The organism is Bacillus fungorum, from assembly GCF_002746455.1.
Taxonomy (GTDB): domain Bacteria; phylum Bacillota; class Bacilli; order Bacillales; family Bacillaceae_G; genus Bacillus_A; species Bacillus_A fungorum.
The window spans coordinates 60,879-78,543 of sequence record NZ_NWUW01000004.1; the positions used below are offsets into that span (position 1 = coordinate 60,879).

Here is a 17,665-nt window from a genome sequence, read left to right on the forward strand (position 1 = left end):
ATAATTATTAATAAAATTTGATAAGAAATTCTGTTAGTTAAAGTTTCTTATGCAACTAACGGGGGCTTTAGTTGCATAAGGAGCATTAAAATAATCAAACTTTATTCCAAAGCTACATTTGGGGTATTTGCTTTTCTAAGCTTGATTGTGATGGATTACTGCCAGCATTTCAGAAAAAAACATGTTAAGCAAAAAAATACAAAAAGGATAGCGTTTTTAAGGTCAAATTAATATGAGGTTATATTGGTTTAATAAAATCCTATAAATTTTCTTATAGAGTTTAATCTTTGGTAACCGTATTATAATTTATGAGGATTATTTTTTATTAAATTTTTTAATTCGTTTTCTAGGGAAATCTTAAGGCTTTTCTTTTTCTTTTCAATGGATGTGATCTTATGAAAAGTTAACAAAGATAACATAGAGAATAATTTATAATATATCTCTGTAGATCCGTTCTTATTGTTTGAAATAATTTGCTCCATAGTATAGAATCTCCTTTTTTAACACAGTCCTATTTCTAATTTCAATACTTGATTATTATTTTACCAATTTTTATTAAAATCTTCTACTTTACTAATTATTAATTCTTGATAACCTATATTCTAATTCTATATTTACCTTTAACAGTGCAAGTTTTTCGTTTGGGGGATACTTCAAAATGTTAGGTTGATGGGCATGTGACGCTACCCCAATTAGTTTTTTTAATCAGTCATTTTTTAACTTTTGTTTAATATTTTTATCTAATTTTTCTTTTATTATCATCATGGAAATACGAATTTCATTAATCTCACTATCATTTAGTTCGTTAAACAATTGATTTATTTGTTCATCTGACTGAATATGAATTATATCTAGTAGTTCCTCTCCTTTTTTTGTCAAAAAGAGCAAGTTTTTTCTACTGTCTTTTATTGAGCTTTTTTTCTCTATTAATTCTTCCCTCTCAAATTTACGTAAAATTCTGCTCATATAGCTTCTATCAATATTAAGTTCTTGCACAAGATTATTTGCAATACACTCCGTCCTCTCACTTATTTCAAATAATATTCGTGCTTCGGTTAATGAATAATCTGTATCTAGAATCTGGTTATTAAATAAACCAAGTACCTTTGTATAAAACCGATTGAATTGTCTAATATCATAAATAATTTCTTTATCCATATATTCTCCTTTAGTTGACGCAGTCTACATTTTACATTAATATAACTGTACATCCAAAATGTGGACTAAGTCAACATTTTGGATGTACTATTTTCAAAAATCTGTCGCAATCTTGATTGAGACCAAATTGAAGGAGTTCATATATGATTATTCGAGAAATAAAAAAAGAAGACAATGCAAAAATAAAAGAAATTATACAAGATTCATTAGAATCACTCGGATTAGCGATTCCTGGGTCAGCCTATTTTGATCCTCAACTTAACAACCTTCACCAATATTATAAAAATTTAAAACATGCGAACTATTGGGTAGTAGAAATGGATGGAGAAGTTGTTGGTGGAATTGGTATAGCACCGTTTAACGAATATGATAAAGTTTGCGAATTACAAAAACTATACTTAAGTCCAAAAGCCAAAGGTTTAGGGTTTTCCAAGAAACTAATGGAAACAGCATTGTCATTTGCCTTTAAACATTATGAAAAGTGCTATTTAGAAACCATGCATGAATTAAAAGCGGCATGTATATTATACGAAAAATTTGGATTTACGCTGTTACATGAACCACTCCCAGGTTCTGAACACTCTGCTATGAATGCGTGGTATATAAAAGTTTGTCAAAATTAGGTGTATTTAAACGCATCTATTAAAAGGAAAGTATTGAAGGAGCTTTATTTTGACAAAACTACTACCAATAACTTCAACGAAGCAATCAGTTGCTTCCCTTAACTGGCTATTTCTATGGTCGTTTTTGGTTCTATTGCCCTCTTTGCAGAAATGACCAATTTGCCGTCATTTGAATTAGTCTTTATTCGCTGCTTAAGTGCAACACTATTTTTAGGTTCTTGTTGGCTCATATCAGGACAATATAGGAATGAGGAATGGAATAGTAAAGAGGTTCTTCAAACATTAGCTTGTGGAATATTTCTCGTTTTTAACTGGGTATTTATATTTAAATCATTTGAAACGACATCTATAACCGTTGCTATATCTGTACATAATTTAGCCCCTGTATTAATGCTATTACTAGGAAGTGTTTTTTACAGAGAAAAGTTAAAGATAAAATCAGTTTTTTCTATTCTTCTTTGTTTTTTTGGAACTGTATTCATCTCAGATATAGATTTTTCTGCCTCTTTTAAAGAGTTATTACCTGTTGGTGTTCTTTGGGCTCTGGCAGGTGCTTTATTTAATGCTTTTATGACATTACTAGGGAAAGGGATTACAAAGTTAAGCCCTTATGCTACAACATTTCTACAAACAGGATTAGGTATTATGATATTATTTCCTTTTATACAAATGGGGGCATTTTCCATACTTACATTTGGGAACTGGACTGCAGCTATTGCTACGGGGATTATCCATACAGGGATTACATTTCTATTATTTTTTGATAGTTTGAGATTCTTATCAACAAAAGTAATCTCCATAGTAAACGTAAAGTAACTCCAAAATATACAATAAAAGTTGATTTTGGAGTTATTTTTTGTTTACTTTGTATCTTGGATAATTGTTTGTAAAATAGATTCCCATATGTCAGGATCGTCAGTTAAGAAATGTCCTGCATCTTTCATATGAATCATAGCTAACTTAATATCTTCATCTGTTTGAATAAATTGTTGATCCCATTTGCATAAATGTGTATTTCCCTTTTTCAGCCCCTGTATATATTTTTCAGGGTTCTTTTCCATTTGCTTTTTTTGAGTACGGTATACCCATTTTAATAGCAAAGGTAATTGTTTGGAGATAAAGAAAGCAATCCGATTTTCACGGCACATACTAGCTGGCGGCTTTTCATCTTCAAACGGAGTTGCACTAGAAACCATCTGTACGGATTGTAAGCGTTCAGGAATTTGGTAAGCGCAAGCAGCTGCATAAGCGCCTCCTCCTGAAACCCCTATAATAGAAAAAGTTTGGAGCTTTAGCTGATCTGCTAATTCATTTACATCTTCTGCCCAATCCAGAACTGTTCGATTCCGTTTTTGATCAGAGAGCCCGTAGCCAGGTCTATCTATTGAAATAAGTCGTATCCCAAATCGTTTTGCTACCATATCATCTGTTAATGACCAAATTCTTGAACCGGGTGTACCGTGGAATAGCATGACTGGTAATCCATTTGTTTTACCATATTCAATATAGGCTAACTTGCGCCCATCTTGTAAAGTTATGATGTGATCTTTCATATTATCTACTCCTATAACAAATTATAAACCGACCGTTCAGTTTAATTTTATAACAAGAGTAGTTTATTTGTAAATACTGGAATTTCCATTGTGCAATATAGCCTATTGATAAAATGAAATACTGAAGTCATATTATTTTCATTCACGTTGTAATTCATTAGATACAGAAATAGACATACAAAAACGCCATCCTTTCCTATGATTCAACAGAAAGAGTAGGGTATTTTTTTATTTTAGGGGGTTTTTTATTTTCTTAGCTTGATAGCGATGTGGCGGGACCCCAATATATGTTGTGTAAGTTTTTAGGGATCTTATAGTTTGATAGATATAACATTGTAACAATCTGTCTATACTTGTCATATTTTATAAGGATATGTATTTTTATAAAATTTGATAGGCAAGGAGGGTATTCATATGTCACAAGCTAACATACCGAATATTACACCTAATATTTCATTAACTCGTGAAGAATCCATCAATTTAATATTGGCTTCGATTGCGTTAGAAGAATTAGGGTTAGCGCATATTATTAATGCGGAAGCGGAGAAAATTCAATACGCACTGGGAACTTTGAGTGGATTATCACCGGCTGCTACATTAGATGAGATTTTAGAAGTAAATGAAAGTGTGAATCGAACGATCCAATCTGCGTTAAAAACACAGATGTTGTTGCAGTCTAAATTAGATAGTGTGATTCAAATACCTGTATTAACAGGCCCACCTGGACCTACAGGCCCAACAGGACCTGCAGGAGGACCCGTTGGGCCTACAGGAGCAACAGGAGCAACGGGAGCAACAGGAGCAACGGGAGCAACAGGAGCAACGGGAGCAACAGGAGCAACGGGAGCAACAGGAGCAACAGGAGCAACAGGAGCAACGGGAGCAACAGGAGCAACAGGAGCAACAGGAGCAACAGGAGCAACAGGAGCAACAGGAGCAACGGGAGCAACAGGAGCAACAGGAGCAACAGGAGCAACGGGAGCAACAGGAGCAACGGGAGCAACAGGAGCAACAGGAGCAACGGGAGCAACAGGAGCAACAGGAGCAACAGGAGCAACGGGAGCAACAGGAGCAACAGGAGCAACGGGAGCAACAGGAGCAACGGGAGCAACAGGAGCAACGGGAGCAACAGGAGCAACAGGAGCAACAGGAGCAACGGGAGCAACAGGAGCAACAGGAGCAACAGGAGCAACGGGAGCAACAGGAGCAACGGGAGCAACAGGAGCAACAGGAGCAACAGGAGCAACAGGAGCAACAGGACCTACAGGACCTACGGGGCCTATTCTTTCTAGTGCAATAGAAACTTTAGCTAATTCAACTCAAGCAATACCAAATAATGGACTTGTAACTTTTACTACGCCTCCAGATCTTGCAGGAACAGCGTTTACTTTTAATGCTCCAGGTAATACGATTACAATTAATGAACCTGGTCTTTATCTTGTTAATTGGGATGTAAATTTACAAGCAGGTAGTCCAGCTAGTACATTTGGATTAGTACAAAATGGTGCTCCTTTTTCTTCTGCTGGTAATGATGCCACTGGAGGTGGTAATTTAGCTGCTTCTGCTCTTATTCAAGTTACAACAACACCATTTACTGTATCTTTAGCTAATCGTTCTGGAGGAACTAGAACAATAACACAAACAAACGGATCTCCTGCAGCTAATATTACTATCATTAAATTTGCAGATGGACCATCGGTTTAAATTTTCTTTCAAAAAGCAAAGAAAAGATCTAGAGATATAAACAAAATCATAAAAGAAGAAAAAACAGGTTATGAATATGTATTCATAATCTGTTAACATAACGTCCTATTATTGACTGAATTGTTTTTTTGCAATTTTATAGGTTTTACTACAAACAAATTATTTTTTCAAAACATATAATAATTTGTAAGATTAAGTAAAAAAATATATTTGAATATTTATAAAGTAGGTGAAAATATGAAAAGAAATAATAATTGCAATCCTTTTTTTCAAAATGCTCATTTTCCATGTGCATTTCCTGAATTTTTAGGATCTACGGGACCTACGGGACCTACGGGACCTACAGGATCTACAGGACCTACAGGATCTACAGGACCTACAGGATCTACAGGACCTACAGGATCTACAGGACCTACAGGATCTACAGGACCTACAGGACCTACAGGATCTACAGGATCTACAGGACCTACAGGACCTACAGGACCTACAGGACCTACAGGATCTACAGGACCTACAGGATCTACAGGACCTACAGGACCTACAGGACCTACAGGATCTACAGGACCTACAGGATCTACAGGACCTACATTATCTACTTTCTCATTATTTACATTAGTAACAACCGCTCCACCTACAATTGCTCCTGGAGCTAATGTTCCCTTAGTAAATACTGTCATAGTAAATCCAATTGGAGCATTTGTTTTAAATGGTGATGGTTCTGTTACAGTTCTTGAAACTGGTATTTATGCAATAGATGCTAGAGTTCAAACTGATGAAGCAGCTTCATTTCAAATTGCAATTAATGGAACACCAGCACCAACGTTTAATGGTGGTTCAACACCAAATCCAGGTCCAATTATTATACCTGGTATATATAATTTAAATGTTGGTGATACCGTATCTATTATTAATAATAGTAATGGCACACCTATAACTTTATTAGGTGGTGTAGATGGATTAATAACAGCTCAAGGTGTCCTTCGTTTTGAAAGGCTTTTGTAATATATTTGTTTTTTAGTGGAAAATTTATTTTTAGGAAGAATGTATTTTAGAAATTTTAAAATAGATGGAGATAAGAAAAAACATAATTTACCGATTTATTTATTTTAGATGTCACTATTGACATCTTCTTTTTTTGTTGTTTTTCCATTTTTTTAGGTGTATCTTTTTTCAAACCCCCCCTCCTCTCAAATCCTTGATATTAATGACTTTCTTCACTTTGCTCTTCTCACTCTTATATAGGGCTAAAAGTTCCGCAAGGAACAGGTAGTATTTTTGAGAAAATCACTCAAAAATCTCCACCTTCAATATTTAAAAGTCGGTTCGTTTATCCTCACCTAAAGGCTACCGCCTTTTCTTTTTAATATTGTCCCTGTAAAACTTTTTTCGGCTCGTGTGCTTTTCTCGCCAAGCCGACAGACAAAAAGCAAAGCAGATTGACTTGGACAAGCAAGTATACGAGCCGAACCGCTTAGATCATTCGTCCCAAGATAGTTCTTATTCAAAAAATAGATACGTAATACGTGGGGTTTCGCCCCCACACGACGAGCCAACACTCTAGCCAAAAAGCAAATTTCAAACCAAAGGATTAGAACAAAACTACGTTAAGTAAAAAAATAAGCCAGCCATATGGACAGCTCATTTACATAATTCTCGTTAGCGGAAGTTATTTATAAAAAAAGGTAACTACTCAGCTACCCTAAGGTTTTGATGTTTTGATATTTTGATTTTCAAGTTTACCTTCACAAATTCCTGTTAACACTAGGAATATAGAAAATGGGAGGTGAAGTGTATGAACCAAAAAATAATCCTAGATGCTTATGAAAAGGGTCCTGAAGCTGTTGTTTCATTATTTTTTGAAGTCTGTTCCCAATTTGAAAAACGAATTAGCGAATTAGAGTTTCAGGAAAAAAAACTCAAAAAATAGCCATAAACCACCATCAATGGATGGGTTACAAAAACCAGACACGAAAAGTTTACGTGAAAAAACAGGACGTAAAACGGGCGGTCAACCTGGTCATACAGGTCATACACTTCGCCAAGTGGAACATCCAGATCGTGTGATTGTTCATCCTGTGACAGTGTGTTCATGTTGCCAATCATCATTAGAAAATGAACCTGTTAGCTCGAAAAAAGTGCGACAAGTGTTTGATATCCCGCCTGTTTCTTTTGATGTACTTCAACATGAAGTGGAGCGAAAAATTTGTCCTCGTTGTCTTCATATCGAAGAATCTCCATTTCCAAAAGGTGTGACAAACGCAACTCAATATGGGCCGAATGTTCAATTGATGGTGAATTATTTAACACAATATCAATATCTATCTCTTCAGCGAACGTCTGAATTCTTTCGAGATGTGTATCAACATTCGATAAGTCAAGGCACAATCAATCGTCTCATCCACTCTTTCGGTGAAAGCTTACAAGAAAAAGAAGAAATTCGTTTGGAAATTTTGGCTTCTCCGATTGTTCATTGTGATGAAACAGGACTTCGTAATCAAGGCAAAACAGAATGGGTGCATACCTATAGTACCCCCTGAGTTTACCATTCAATATATTCATCCAAAGCGTGGAACGATTGCGATGAATGCGATTGGTGTATTGCCCGCATTTACAGGTATTGCGATGCATGATTGTTGGAAACCGTATTTTCAGTACGATAAGTGCCAACATGTCTTGTGCAATGTGCATCTTCTTCGTGAATTGCGCGGTATATTTGAACAAACGAAACAAGAATGGGCACAAGAAATGGCTGATTTTCTTTTGAAAGCGAAACAACAAAAGGAAACAGGACGCTTAGATGCACAAGACCTCGTCAACTTGCATTGAGAATATAAAACAATTCTCGCAAAAGGAGAAAAAGCGAATCTCATTCGCCAAAAAGAAACGAACACACGCGGAAGACAGAAACAAAGTCTGGCGCGGAATCTCTTAAACCGATTGATTACACATCAAAACTCGATTTTGGCATTTTTTCTTCATCCCGCTATTCCATTTGATAACAATCAAGCGGAACGAGATATCCGCCCAGTAAAACTACGACAAAAAATAAGCGGTTCGTTTCGAAGTGAATATGGTGCTCGCAACTTTTTACGAATTAGAAGTTATATGAGCACAATCAAAAAACAAGGGAAATCTATCTTTCAATGCACCCAAGAATGGATTGAAACAGGCGAATTAGATCTCTTTTCATCTAAAACTTAGGGGTAGCGCTTCGTAGCGGTTACCTCTATTTGTCTTGTGTTTTTAACTATGAGCTGAGTAGTTACAAAAAAACAAAATAGGCCATCACATTTGATGGCCTAGGGAAGGGGACAATTTATGTCAATTTAATTAGGGATGGAAGCCATTCAAAGACACTGGGGAATGTCTTATAAATTAGGGAGTAATAGCTTCGATATACATACTATAAAAGGTAAGTGTGACCGGGGTGTGAACATAGAGTGAAAGAGAGAGGGAGTTTTCAATAAAAGATAGAAAAACAAAAAATAAGACCATCATATATAAGATGGCCTAAGGAAGGGGACAATTTATGTCAATTTAATTAGGGATGGAAGCTACTCAAAGACACTGGGGAATGTCTTATAAATTAGGGAGGAATAGCTTCGATATATATACTATAAAAGATAGATGTGACCGGGGTGTGAACATAGAGTGAAAGAGAGAGGGAGTTTTTAATACAAGATTGAAAGACAAAAAAATAAGACCATCACATATGAGATGGTCAAGGAAGGGGACAATTTATGTCAATTTAATTAGGGATGGAAGTTGTTCAAGACACTGGGGAATGTCTTATAAATTAGGGAGGAACAACTTCAATACATATACTATAAAAGATAGATGTGACCGGGGTGTGAACATGGAGTGAAAGATATGAGGATTTGAGAAATGATACATATAAAATGATTGTTGTAAGATTTGTAGAGTGAGAAGCAATATAATAGAAAATGTCTTGTCATAAAATGAAGTGTAGATCGAGTATAAATAAAAGTTGAAAACTATGAAAAAAAGGACTATGCTCAACTATATTATAAGAATATAAGGTTTATCTCGCTGTTTAAGGTTTCTTATAAGCTTTTATTTATGAGGAGAAAAGGGAGTTAGTGACATGGAAGTAACAAAAAGAGAAGGGCTGTATAATCGTTTTATACGATTAAATCCACCGCAAATATTAGCATTAGGTTTTTTCTGCTTAATTGTGGTTGGGGGTTTGTTATTAAAGTTACCATTCGCAACGAAAGTACATATTAGTTGGGTAGATGCTTTCTTTACAGCAACGTCAGCAGCAACTGTAACGGGATTAGGAGTAGTAGATACTGCAAGTACGTTTACGATGTTTGGCGAGATTGTTATTATGTTTTTAATTCAAACAGGTGGTTTAGGTCTTATGACAATTGCCATTTTAATTGTTTGGGTATTAGGTAAAAAAATCGGATTACGCCATCGCTTATTAATTGGAGAGGCATTTAATCAGACAAATATAGGTGGTCTCGTAAAATTAGTAAAACGTGTCTTTATATTTTCGATTTGTATTGAGTTTATTGGAATCATCTTTTTATCATTTCGTTTTATTCCAGAGTTTGGCTTTGGAAAAGGTGTATACTATAGTATTTTTCACGTCATTGCATCTTATAATAATGCTGGATTTGCTCTATGGCCGGATAATTTAACAAGGTATGTAGGAGATCCTATTATTAATATTGGGATTTGCTCTCTAATCGTAATAGGTGGTCTCGGATTTACCGTATTAATTGATATATGGTATAGCCGTAGTTTTCGAAAACTATCGCTTCATTCCAAAATCATGATTGTTGGAACAGTAGTGCTAAATGTGATAGCGATGATTGTGATTTTTGTATTGGAATATAATAATGTGAAGACGTTAGGGAATTTACCTTTAAATGAAAAGTTATGGGCTTCTTTCTTCCAAGGTATTACTCCTCGTACTGCTGGATTTAATACAGTTGACTATGGGGGGATGGAAGAATCATCTATATTATTTACGATGGTTTTAATGTTTATTGGTGCAGGAAGTGTATCAACAGGTGGAGGAATTAAATTAACAACATTTGTTATTTTAGTTACATCTGTCCTTTCTTTCTTTAAAAAGAAAGAGGAGATCGTATTATTTCAGCGCACGATTAAAATGTCAACAGTAACGAGAGCATTAGCCATTGCCGTTGCCAGTCAAATCCTCATTTTTGCAGCAGTATTTGTGTTAATGCTTACAGAAAACTTCAGTTTTATTCAGTTACTATTTGAAACAATTTCAGCGTTTGGTACAGTAGGGTTAACGATGGGAATTACTGCAAAGTTATCAGCGTTTGGAAAATGTATTATTATGTTTGTTATGTTTTGTGGATTAATCGGACCGTTAACACTTGTGTTTTCTTTAGCGCGACCAGCAAAACAAAAAATTAAATATCCATCGGAAGATGTATTTACAGGATAAGGTATCTCGCATAAGCGAGATACCTTTTTCTTTTTAAAAAAGGGAGAACAATAAACCGATAAGCGCTACTCGGAATAAAATTGCAATGAGTGCTGCGATACCGCCGACAATCGCAGCGATACCACCGGTTACAGTAGCTCCGCGGTTATAAGCGTAAATACCTAGTAATACAGAAACAAGACCAAATAATGTTGGGAAGGTGAAAAGGGATAAGATAGATAAGGCAAGAGCGATAAAGCCAGCAGTTGATCCAGCGGCTGACGATCTTACATCATCTTTATGATCCTTCTCATCGTAATCATAATCAATACGTTGTGGTGCAACCTCAGCTGCATATTCTTCTTTATAGTCACTATCTATTCTATCTCTTTTTTTATACTCATCAAATTTCTCAGTCAAAGTCATGACTCCTTTCATAACAAGGTTCAATAGTAGTATGTATCTCTTTTTCTTTTTTATCCCGCTTTAATGGGCAGTAAGCCCCCCACCTCAAAATTCAGCGAAAGCAAAGAAGTTAGGTGGGGGATCAACTGCCCATAAAAGTCCGATTGGTTCAACTAATAATCAGTGGGGGATGAAGAAAACCCCCACTGATTAAAGTTTCACTTTATCCGAGTATGTACAGGGAGTAATATCCATCTAGAAGGAGGAAATTGTTTTTTTGAAATAGGAAAAGTTAGTATGACTTCCTCTATTTTGGAAAGTATAAAAAAGAATAATGAGGAAAGGGTGCAGTACATAATGGAACATCCAATTGAAAATTTAATGAAAACAGCAATGACAAATTTAAAAGAGATGGTAGATGTAAATACGATTGTTGGAAGTCCAGTTTCAACAGCTGATGGAAATGTAGTATTAACAGTATCTCAAGTGGCTTTTGGTTTTGGTGCCGGTGGAAGTGACTTTAAAGGTGATTTTATTTCCGAAAAACATAATAACGGACAAGGGCAGCATAAAGAGAACAAGCAAAGTCATCCGTTTGGGGGCGGAAGCGGGGCTGGGGTTTCCATTAGCCCAGTTGCTTTTTTAGTAGTTGGTTCTAACGGTGTGCAAGTATTGCACCTCAATAGTAGTACACATTTAATTGAGAAGGCTTTAAATACTGTACCAAGCACTGTAGATAAATTTGTAAATAGTCGTCAAAAGTGAACTTGCATTTTTTAGGAATTATGATATATTAGAAAAAGTGCGCTTTATGATGATCGGAATAATTGAACTGTAAATATATATGATGTGTGGAATAAGGGAGAGGAATTTATGATTAATATTAAAAACTTAGTAGTTGGCTTATGTATGTTAGTAAGCGGCTTTGTTGTATATGTAATAAAAGAAAAAGCTCCATTCTAAAACAGACAAACCGTTACTGTCTGTTTTTAATTTGTAAAAAATGTTGACAAGTTATTGTATTGGTGTTAGAATTTTAATTCGTGTCTCGGTTACAGCTAGTGTAAAGTAAATAAATCTTATAAATATAATACGAAAAGTTTGCGAAAGATCGGGTAGTTTTACCAACAACTTTTGTGAACAAACCCTATAAATTATAATTATAGGATTTATAGGTATACTAGTGAATCAAGGAGCGGTCAGTGGAACCGTAATGATGAGAGAGAGGTAGGGCTTTCATCCAGTATATGTTACTTTCCCGTTAGGTGAATATAAAAAAGAGGACTCCTTTTCAAAAGGGGTCCTCTTTCATTTTTTAAGTGCGACTTTCAACTTGTTGACAAATTTCATCCGTTGTTAAACCATGAGCTGTAATTACCGATCCTTTTATTGATGTATCTGCAATACCCATCATATTAGAATCTTGCCCTGTTACAACACAACAATCGCATCCTTGTGCATCATGCTCTGAGTTAAGGGTAACGACCTCATGTCCTTGTTGCTTAAGAGCTTGCTGAACATCTGTTAACGAGTTTTCAACACCGATTCTAGCCATAATTCTCACCTCCTACCATCTAGTTGCTAGTATGCTCAAGTATATCGCATATATTTATGCAAAGAAGGTAGAAAGCATATATTTTTCCTGTTATTTACGGATAGCCTGCTTAAAGTTTCACTTTATTTAGTCGTTATATACCCCAGTAAGCATTTGGCTTACGAATTGATCGTTTAAAGTATCTTGGGCGGAAGAAGTATTTGAATGGATGTCGATTGAAGCAATAAAATTATTATGTTCTTTATGATTTGGTTCTACCTCTACATAATTATCGAATTTACAAAAACCTTTCGTATCCATTAGATCAAATAGTTGAAGCATTTCTACTACCTCTTGTCTCGTTCCTTTAATTTGTACACACGCCATATTGATTTCCTCCTTCATTTTGACAAATTGTTTTTTAAAAATAGGATTATGATTCCGAAATAAAAAATATGAATGTTATTTTTAGACAGCGTTATTTTTATTATTTCCCCCCTTTTTCAGCAAAAGTCATTGTATATTCCCGAATTTATAAAAACGGACATCCGTTTATTGAATACAATAGATTCGTATCAATTGATGAAAATCCTTCTTTTAAACAAATATTTTTTTGGTGTAAATTGGCGAAAAAAATTTTTTGACATTTTGTAAACGTTAACAATGCTGTTAAATCAGTATAACCAAAGATGTACATACGATTAAAAATTATAAATTTTCTAAAAATTCACTTGATTTATTTAGAAAGGAGAGTAAACTAGGAAACAATAAAAAATTCATAGAACATAGGAGGCGCTTTCCAGTGAACGAGCAATGGATTTTCTTAAATGGAGAATTTGTTCCAAAAGAAGAGGCAAAAGTATCAGTATATGATCATGGTTATTTATATGGAGATGGAGTATTTGAAGGAATTAGAGTTTATAGCGGTAATGTTTTCCGTTTGAGAGAGCATCTTGTCCGGTTATATAAATCAGCAAAATCCATCATGTTAGAAATTCCATATTCTTTAGATGAAGTAACGAATATTGTTGTTGAGACGATTCGACAAAATAAATTATCTAATGGATACATTCGCCTAGTTGTATCGAGAGGAGCAGGAAATCTTGGGTTAGATCCTGATTCTTGTCAGAAACCGAATGTAGTAGTAATTGCAGAGCAACTATCTTTATTCCCGCAAGAATATTATGAAAAAGGGATTCCAGTTGTAACAGTTGCAACGCGCCGAAACCGTCCAGATGTATTGTCGCCTCAAGTAAAATCTTTAAATTACTTAAACAATATTTTAGTTCGCATCGAAGCGAAATTGGCTGGAGTACAAGAAGCGCTTATGTTAAATGATCAAGGATACGTAGCTGAAGGCTCAGGAGATAACGTGTTTATTGTAAAAGGAAATAAATTAATTACACCACCAAGTTCTGCTGGAGCATTAGAAGGTATTACACGAAACGCTATTTTAGAAATTGGTGAAAAACTTGGATATGACGTTAGAGAAGAGTTATTTACAAGACATGATGTATATGTAGCTGATGAAGTATTTTTAACAGGAACAGCAGCCGAAGTAATTGCTGTTACGACAGTAGATGGTAGAACGATTGGTTTAGGGCAAACGGGTCCACATACGAATCGTTTATTAGAAGAATTCCGAAAGTTAGTTATAGAAGATGGAGAGAAAATTTACGAAGAAAATAAAGTTGGATAACAATTCTTTATAACATAAGAAAGCGTTGATAGGGAGGAGTAGTTGATTGTGAAGCCTCACAGAGAGTCGGTGGTTGCTGGAAACCGATGGTTCACGTCGACGAACATCGCCCTTGAGTGCTAAGCTGAAGCATTTGTCTAGGCTTAGACGGTAGCTCCGTTATTAGCTAGACTCATTTATGGGTCACTGAGGCAAGAATATTCTTGCAAAGAAGGGTGGTACCGCGAAATCTTTCGTCCCTTCAGCACATAGCTGGAGTGTGGACGTAGGATTTTTTTTATTGATAAAAGTTTTAAAAAGGGGGCTTATAAGAACAATGTCTTCAAAAACGGAAGAGAAACTGGCACCTGGTGCACAGCTATTGTTAGAAGCGCTAGAAAAGGAAGGAGTAGAAGTGATTTTTGGTTATCCTGGTGGTGCTGTTTTACCTCTTTATGATGCGCTCTATGACTGTGAAATTCCGCATATTTTAACAAGGCATGAACAAGGAGCTATTCACGCTGCTGAAGGGTATGCCAGAATTACTGGCAATCCAGGGGTTGTAATTGCAACGAGTGGACCGGGTGCTACAAATGTGATTACTGGTCTAGCAGATGCGATGATTGATTCATTACCACTTGTCGTATTTACAGGGCAAGTTGCAACAACGTTAATTGGAAGTGATGCTTTCCAAGAAGCGGATATTATGGGGCTTACGATGCCGGTAACAAAACATAACTATCAAGTGCGCAAAGCTTCAGATTTACCTCGAATTATTAAAGAAGCATTTCATATTGCTAGAACAGGAAGACCAGGGCCAGTCGTTATTGACCTTCCGAAAGATATGGTAGTAGAGCAAGGAGAACGATGTAGTGATGTGCAAATGGATTTACCAGGATATAACCCTAATTATGAACCGAATCTACTCCAAATAAACAAATTATTACAAGCAATTAGGGTTGCAAACAAGCCATTAATTTTAGCTGGAGCAGGTGTATTGCATGCGAAAGCTTCGAAAGAATTAACAAGTTTTGCTCGTAAATATGAAATTCCTGTTGTGCATACATTACTTGGTCTTGGTGGGTTTCCACCAGATGATGAACTTTTTCTAGGGATGGGAGGAATGCATGGTTCTTATACAGCCAATATGGCGTTATATGAATGCGACTTACTCATTAATATAGGTGCGAGATTCGATGATCGTCTTACTGGAAATTTAGCTTATTTTGCTAAAGAGGCGACTGTTGCGCATATCGATATTGATCCAGCAGAAATCGGAAAAAATGTGCCAACTGAAATCCCAATTGTTGCAAGTGCAAAGCAAGCGCTCCAAGTATTACTTCAATCAGAAGGAAGGAAAGGAAAGCATCATAAGTGGCTCTCTTTATTAAAGAGTAGAAAAGAAAAGTATCCACTATCTTATAAACGAAATTCGGAAAGTATTAAGCCGCAATACGCAATTGATATATTATATGAAATTACGAAAGGAGAAGCGATTGTAACAACAGATGTGGGGCAACATCAAATGTGGGCAGCTCAATATTATCCGCTGAAAACTCCAGATAAATGGGTAACTTCAGGAGGATTAGGAACGATGGGATTCGGATTTCCAGCAGCAATTGGTGCACAAATTGCAAAGCCTGAAGAACTAGTTATTGCAATTGTTGGTGACGCTGGATTTCAAATGACTCTGCAAGAATTAAGTGTGTTAAAAGAACACTCTTTACCTGTTAAAGTATTTATTTTAAATAATGAAGCTTTAGGAATGGTAAGACAATGGCAAGATGAATTTTATAACCAAAGATATTCGCACTCTTTATTGTCGTGTCAACCAGATTTCGTTGCTCTTGCGAATGCGTATGGCATAAAAGGAGTTCGTATAGATGATCCACTTCTTGCGAAGAAACAATTGCAGCATGCAATTGAATTACAAGAACCGGTCGTAATTGATTGCCGTGTCCTTCAATCAGAAAAGGTAATGCCGATGGTTGCGCCAGGGAAAGGTGTTCACCAAATGGAGGGAGTGGAAAAAAAGTGAAGAGAATTGTTACAGCAACAGTTCGAAATCAAAGTGGTGTGTTAAACCGAATTACAGGTGTTATGACACGAAGACATTTTAATATTGAAAGTATTTCAGTAGGTCATACGGAATCATCGGACGTATCGCGAATGACGATTGTTGTGCACGTTGAAAATGAACAGCAAGTTGAGCAGTTAATTAAACAACTTCATAAGCAAATTGATGTTCTGAAAGTATCAGATATTACAGAAGAAGCGATGATCGCAAGAGAACTTGCACTTATTAAAGTAGCAACTTCGGTAGCCAGGGCGGAATTATACAGTTTAATTGAACCGTTTCGAGCCGCTGTAATAGATGTTGGGAAGGATTCCATAGTTGTGCAAGTAACAGGTACGCAGGAAAAAGTAGAAGCATTAATTGAATTACTTCGTCCATACGGTTTGAAAGAAATTGCAAGAACAGGCGTAACAGCCTTTACGCGTAGTATGAAAAAACAAGATAAGCAAGTTATGTTAATTCAATAATCATTTAAATATAGGGGGAAATGAAAATGGCAAAAGTTTATTATGAAAAAGATGTAACGGTAAATGTATTAAAGGAAAAGAAAGTAGCAATCATTGGATATGGTTCGCAAGGTCATGCGCATGCGCAAAACTTACGTGATAACGGATTTGATGTAGTAGTAGGTTTAAGAAAAGGGAAGTCTTGGGATAAAGCGAAAGAAGATGGATTTTCTGTATATACAGTAGCAGAAGCGGCAAAGCAGGCTGATGTAGTAATGATTTTGCTACCGGATGAACTGCAACCAGAAGTATATGAAGCGGAAATTGCGCCAAATTTACAGGCAGGAAATTCTCTCGTTTTTGCACACGGATTTAATGTTCACTTTGATCAAGTGAAACCACCAGCGAATGTGGATGTATTTCTAGTAGCGCCAAAAGGGCCAGGACATCTTGTACGCCGTACGTTTAGTGAGGGCGGCGCTGTTCCAGCATTATTTGCAGTATACCAAGATGCAACAGGAGTTGCGACTGAAAAGGCACTTTCTTATGCCGATGGAATTGGAGCGACGAGAGCTGGTGTATTAGAAACGACATTTAAAGAAGAAACGGAAACAGATTTATTTGGAGAGCAAGCTGTACTTTGCGGCGGAGTAACTGCGCTGGTGAAAGCTGGATTTGAAACGTTAGTTGATGCCGGATATCAGCCGGAACTTGCATATTTTGAATGTTTACATGAACTGAAACTTATTGTTGACCTTATGTATGAAGGTGGACTTGAAAATATGAGATATTCAGTTTCAGATACAGCGCAGTGGGGTGATTTCGTATCAGGACCACGCGTTGTAACGGAAGATACGAAGAAAGCGATGGGTACAGTGCTAGCGGAAATTCAAGATGGTACATTTGCAAGAGGTTGGATTGCAGAGCATAAAGCAGGAAGACCGAATTTCCATGCGACAAATGAGAAAGAGAATGAGCATGAAATCGAAGTAGTTGGACGTAAATTACGTGAAATGATGCCTTTCGTACAGCCGCGAGTAAAGGTAGGGATGAAATAAT

19 protein-coding genes, 2 pseudogenes and 1 other annotated feature are annotated in these 17,665 nt (G+C 36.1%); of the genes and pseudogenes, 15 read left to right on the forward strand and 6 right to left on the reverse strand.

All coding sequences use genetic code 11. The features are described 5' to 3' along the window. Positions 1-299: 299 nt before the first annotated feature. Positions 300-482: a hypothetical protein gene (locus CO726_RS06925; RefSeq protein WP_099683777.1), complete on the reverse strand. Its 183-nt coding sequence runs from the start codon at positions 480-482 to the stop codon at positions 300-302. Positions 483-705: 223 nt separating this feature from the next. Then, complete coding sequence (locus tag CO726_RS06930; RefSeq protein ID WP_099683778.1) at positions 706-1,158, reverse strand: MarR family winged helix-turn-helix transcriptional regulator; 453 nt, start codon at positions 1,156-1,158, stop codon at positions 706-708. A gap of 143 nt (positions 1,159-1,301) precedes the next feature. Between CO726_RS06930 and CO726_RS06935 the strand changes: the two genes are divergently transcribed. Together CO726_RS06935 and CO726_RS06940 are read left to right on the forward strand one after the other, a co-directional pair. Continuing rightward, positions 1,302-1,781 (forward strand): GNAT family N-acetyltransferase, encoded by a 480-nt coding sequence (locus CO726_RS06935; RefSeq protein ID WP_099683779.1) that lies wholly within the window; start codon positions 1,302-1,304, stop codon positions 1,779-1,781. Between the two features lie 46 nt (positions 1,782-1,827). Continuing rightward, a pseudogene (locus CO726_RS06940) lies at positions 1,828-2,585 on the forward strand (DMT family transporter); the annotation flags it as partial. Positions 2,586-2,641: 56 nt separating this feature from the next. On the opposite strand, the gene CO726_RS06945 reads toward CO726_RS06940, so the two are convergent. Continuing rightward, the gene (locus tag CO726_RS06945; RefSeq protein ID WP_099683781.1) at positions 2,642-3,334 is read right to left on the reverse strand and encodes an alpha/beta fold hydrolase; all 693 of its coding nucleotides are present in this window, start codon (positions 3,332-3,334) and stop codon (positions 2,642-2,644) included. Between the two features lie 414 nt (positions 3,335-3,748). Here CO726_RS06945 and CO726_RS06950 point away from each other — a divergent pair, with 414 nt between their 5' ends. From CO726_RS06950 to CO726_RS06975, 6 genes and pseudogenes are all read left to right on the forward strand, one after another. Next, on the forward strand, positions 3,749-5,038 hold the full coding sequence (locus CO726_RS06950; protein WP_181950578.1) for an alpha-helical endospore appendage domain-containing protein: 1,290 nt from the start codon (positions 3,749-3,751) through the stop codon (positions 5,036-5,038). 237 nt (positions 5,039-5,275) lie between these two features. After that, a complete protein-coding gene (locus CO726_RS32395; protein ID WP_245916587.1) occupies positions 5,276-6,040 on the forward strand; it encodes a hypothetical protein in 765 nt (254 codons plus the stop codon). Positions 6,041-6,830: 790 nt separating this feature from the next. Next, positions 6,831-6,965 (forward strand): hypothetical protein, encoded by a 135-nt coding sequence (locus CO726_RS32770; RefSeq protein ID WP_281259831.1) that lies wholly within the window; start codon positions 6,831-6,833, stop codon positions 6,963-6,965. A gap of 16 nt (positions 6,966-6,981) precedes the next feature. Continuing rightward, positions 6,982-7,575 (forward strand): IS66 family transposase, encoded by a 594-nt coding sequence (locus tag CO726_RS32775; protein WP_281259832.1) that lies wholly within the window; start codon positions 6,982-6,984, stop codon positions 7,573-7,575. Between the two features lie 43 nt (positions 7,576-7,618). Further along, positions 7,619-8,239, forward strand: a pseudogene (locus tag CO726_RS32780) (IS66 family transposase). A 904-nt stretch (positions 8,240-9,143) separates the two neighbouring features. Then, a complete protein-coding gene (locus CO726_RS06975; protein ID WP_099683782.1) occupies positions 9,144-10,487 on the forward strand; it encodes a TrkH family potassium uptake protein in 1,344 nt (447 codons plus the stop codon). A 33-nt stretch (positions 10,488-10,520) separates the two neighbouring features. On the opposite strand, the gene CO726_RS06980 is transcribed toward CO726_RS06975, so the two are convergent. Further along, positions 10,521-10,904 carry a hypothetical protein gene (locus CO726_RS06980; protein WP_002002373.1) on the reverse strand — a complete coding sequence of 128 codons (384 nt, stop codon included), beginning with the start codon at positions 10,902-10,904 and terminating at the stop codon, positions 10,521-10,523. A 264-nt stretch (positions 10,905-11,168) separates the two neighbouring features. Between CO726_RS06980 and ytfJ the strand changes: the two genes are divergently transcribed. Both ytfJ and CO726_RS06995 read left to right on the forward strand, forming a co-directional pair. Further along, the gene (gene ytfJ, locus CO726_RS06990) at positions 11,169-11,636 is read left to right on the forward strand and encodes a GerW family sporulation protein (protein ID WP_099683783.1); all 468 of its coding nucleotides are present in this window, start codon (positions 11,169-11,171) and stop codon (positions 11,634-11,636) included. Positions 11,637-11,744: 108 nt separating this feature from the next. Next, positions 11,745-11,834, forward strand: coding sequence for a hypothetical protein (locus tag CO726_RS06995; RefSeq protein ID WP_000608225.1), 90 nt, complete (start codon positions 11,745-11,747; stop codon positions 11,832-11,834). A 352-nt stretch (positions 11,835-12,186) separates the two neighbouring features. Here the strand turns inward: CO726_RS06995 and CO726_RS07005 are convergent, their stop codons facing one another. Together CO726_RS07005 and CO726_RS07010 are read right to left on the reverse strand one after the other, a co-directional pair. Continuing rightward, positions 12,187-12,426: a YkuS family protein gene (locus tag CO726_RS07005; protein ID WP_136699444.1), complete on the reverse strand. Its 240-nt coding sequence runs from the start codon at positions 12,424-12,426 to the stop codon at positions 12,187-12,189. A gap of 126 nt (positions 12,427-12,552) precedes the next feature. After that, on the reverse strand, positions 12,553-12,792 hold the full coding sequence (locus tag CO726_RS07010) for a DUF3911 family protein (RefSeq protein WP_000752502.1): 240 nt from the start codon (positions 12,790-12,792) through the stop codon (positions 12,553-12,555). Positions 12,793-12,851: 59 nt separating this feature from the next. Here CO726_RS07010 and CO726_RS32945 point away from each other — a divergent pair, with 59 nt between their 5' ends. The 5 genes from CO726_RS32945 to ilvC all read left to right on the forward strand — a co-directional run bounded on the left by CO726_RS32945 (position 12,852) and on the right by ilvC (position 17,664). Beyond that, entirely contained in the window at positions 12,852-13,049 is a 198-nt protein-coding gene (locus tag CO726_RS32945; protein WP_099683784.1) for a hypothetical protein, read from the forward strand. Positions 13,050-13,207: 158 nt separating this feature from the next. Next, complete coding sequence (gene ilvE, locus CO726_RS07020; RefSeq protein ID WP_099683785.1) at positions 13,208-14,104, forward strand: branched-chain-amino-acid transaminase; 897 nt, start codon at positions 13,208-13,210, stop codon at positions 14,102-14,104. A 16-nt stretch (positions 14,105-14,120) separates the two neighbouring features. Further along, positions 14,121-14,348 (forward strand) — a binding site (T-box leader). A gap of 72 nt (positions 14,349-14,420) precedes the next feature. Next, the gene (ilvB, locus tag CO726_RS07025) at positions 14,421-16,121 is read left to right on the forward strand and encodes an acetolactate synthase large subunit (protein ID WP_099683786.1); all 1,701 of its coding nucleotides are present in this window, start codon (positions 14,421-14,423) and stop codon (positions 16,119-16,121) included. Further along, complete coding sequence (ilvN, locus tag CO726_RS07030) at positions 16,118-16,627, forward strand: acetolactate synthase small subunit (RefSeq protein ID WP_099683787.1); 510 nt, start codon at positions 16,118-16,120, stop codon at positions 16,625-16,627. The genes ilvB and ilvN overlap by 4 nt, the downstream gene beginning before the upstream one ends. Before the next feature lie 26 nt (positions 16,628-16,653). Beyond that, positions 16,654-17,664: a ketol-acid reductoisomerase gene (gene ilvC, locus CO726_RS07035; protein WP_001151735.1), complete on the forward strand. Its 1,011-nt coding sequence runs from the start codon at positions 16,654-16,656 to the stop codon at positions 17,662-17,664. Position 17,665 lies beyond the last annotated feature (1 nt).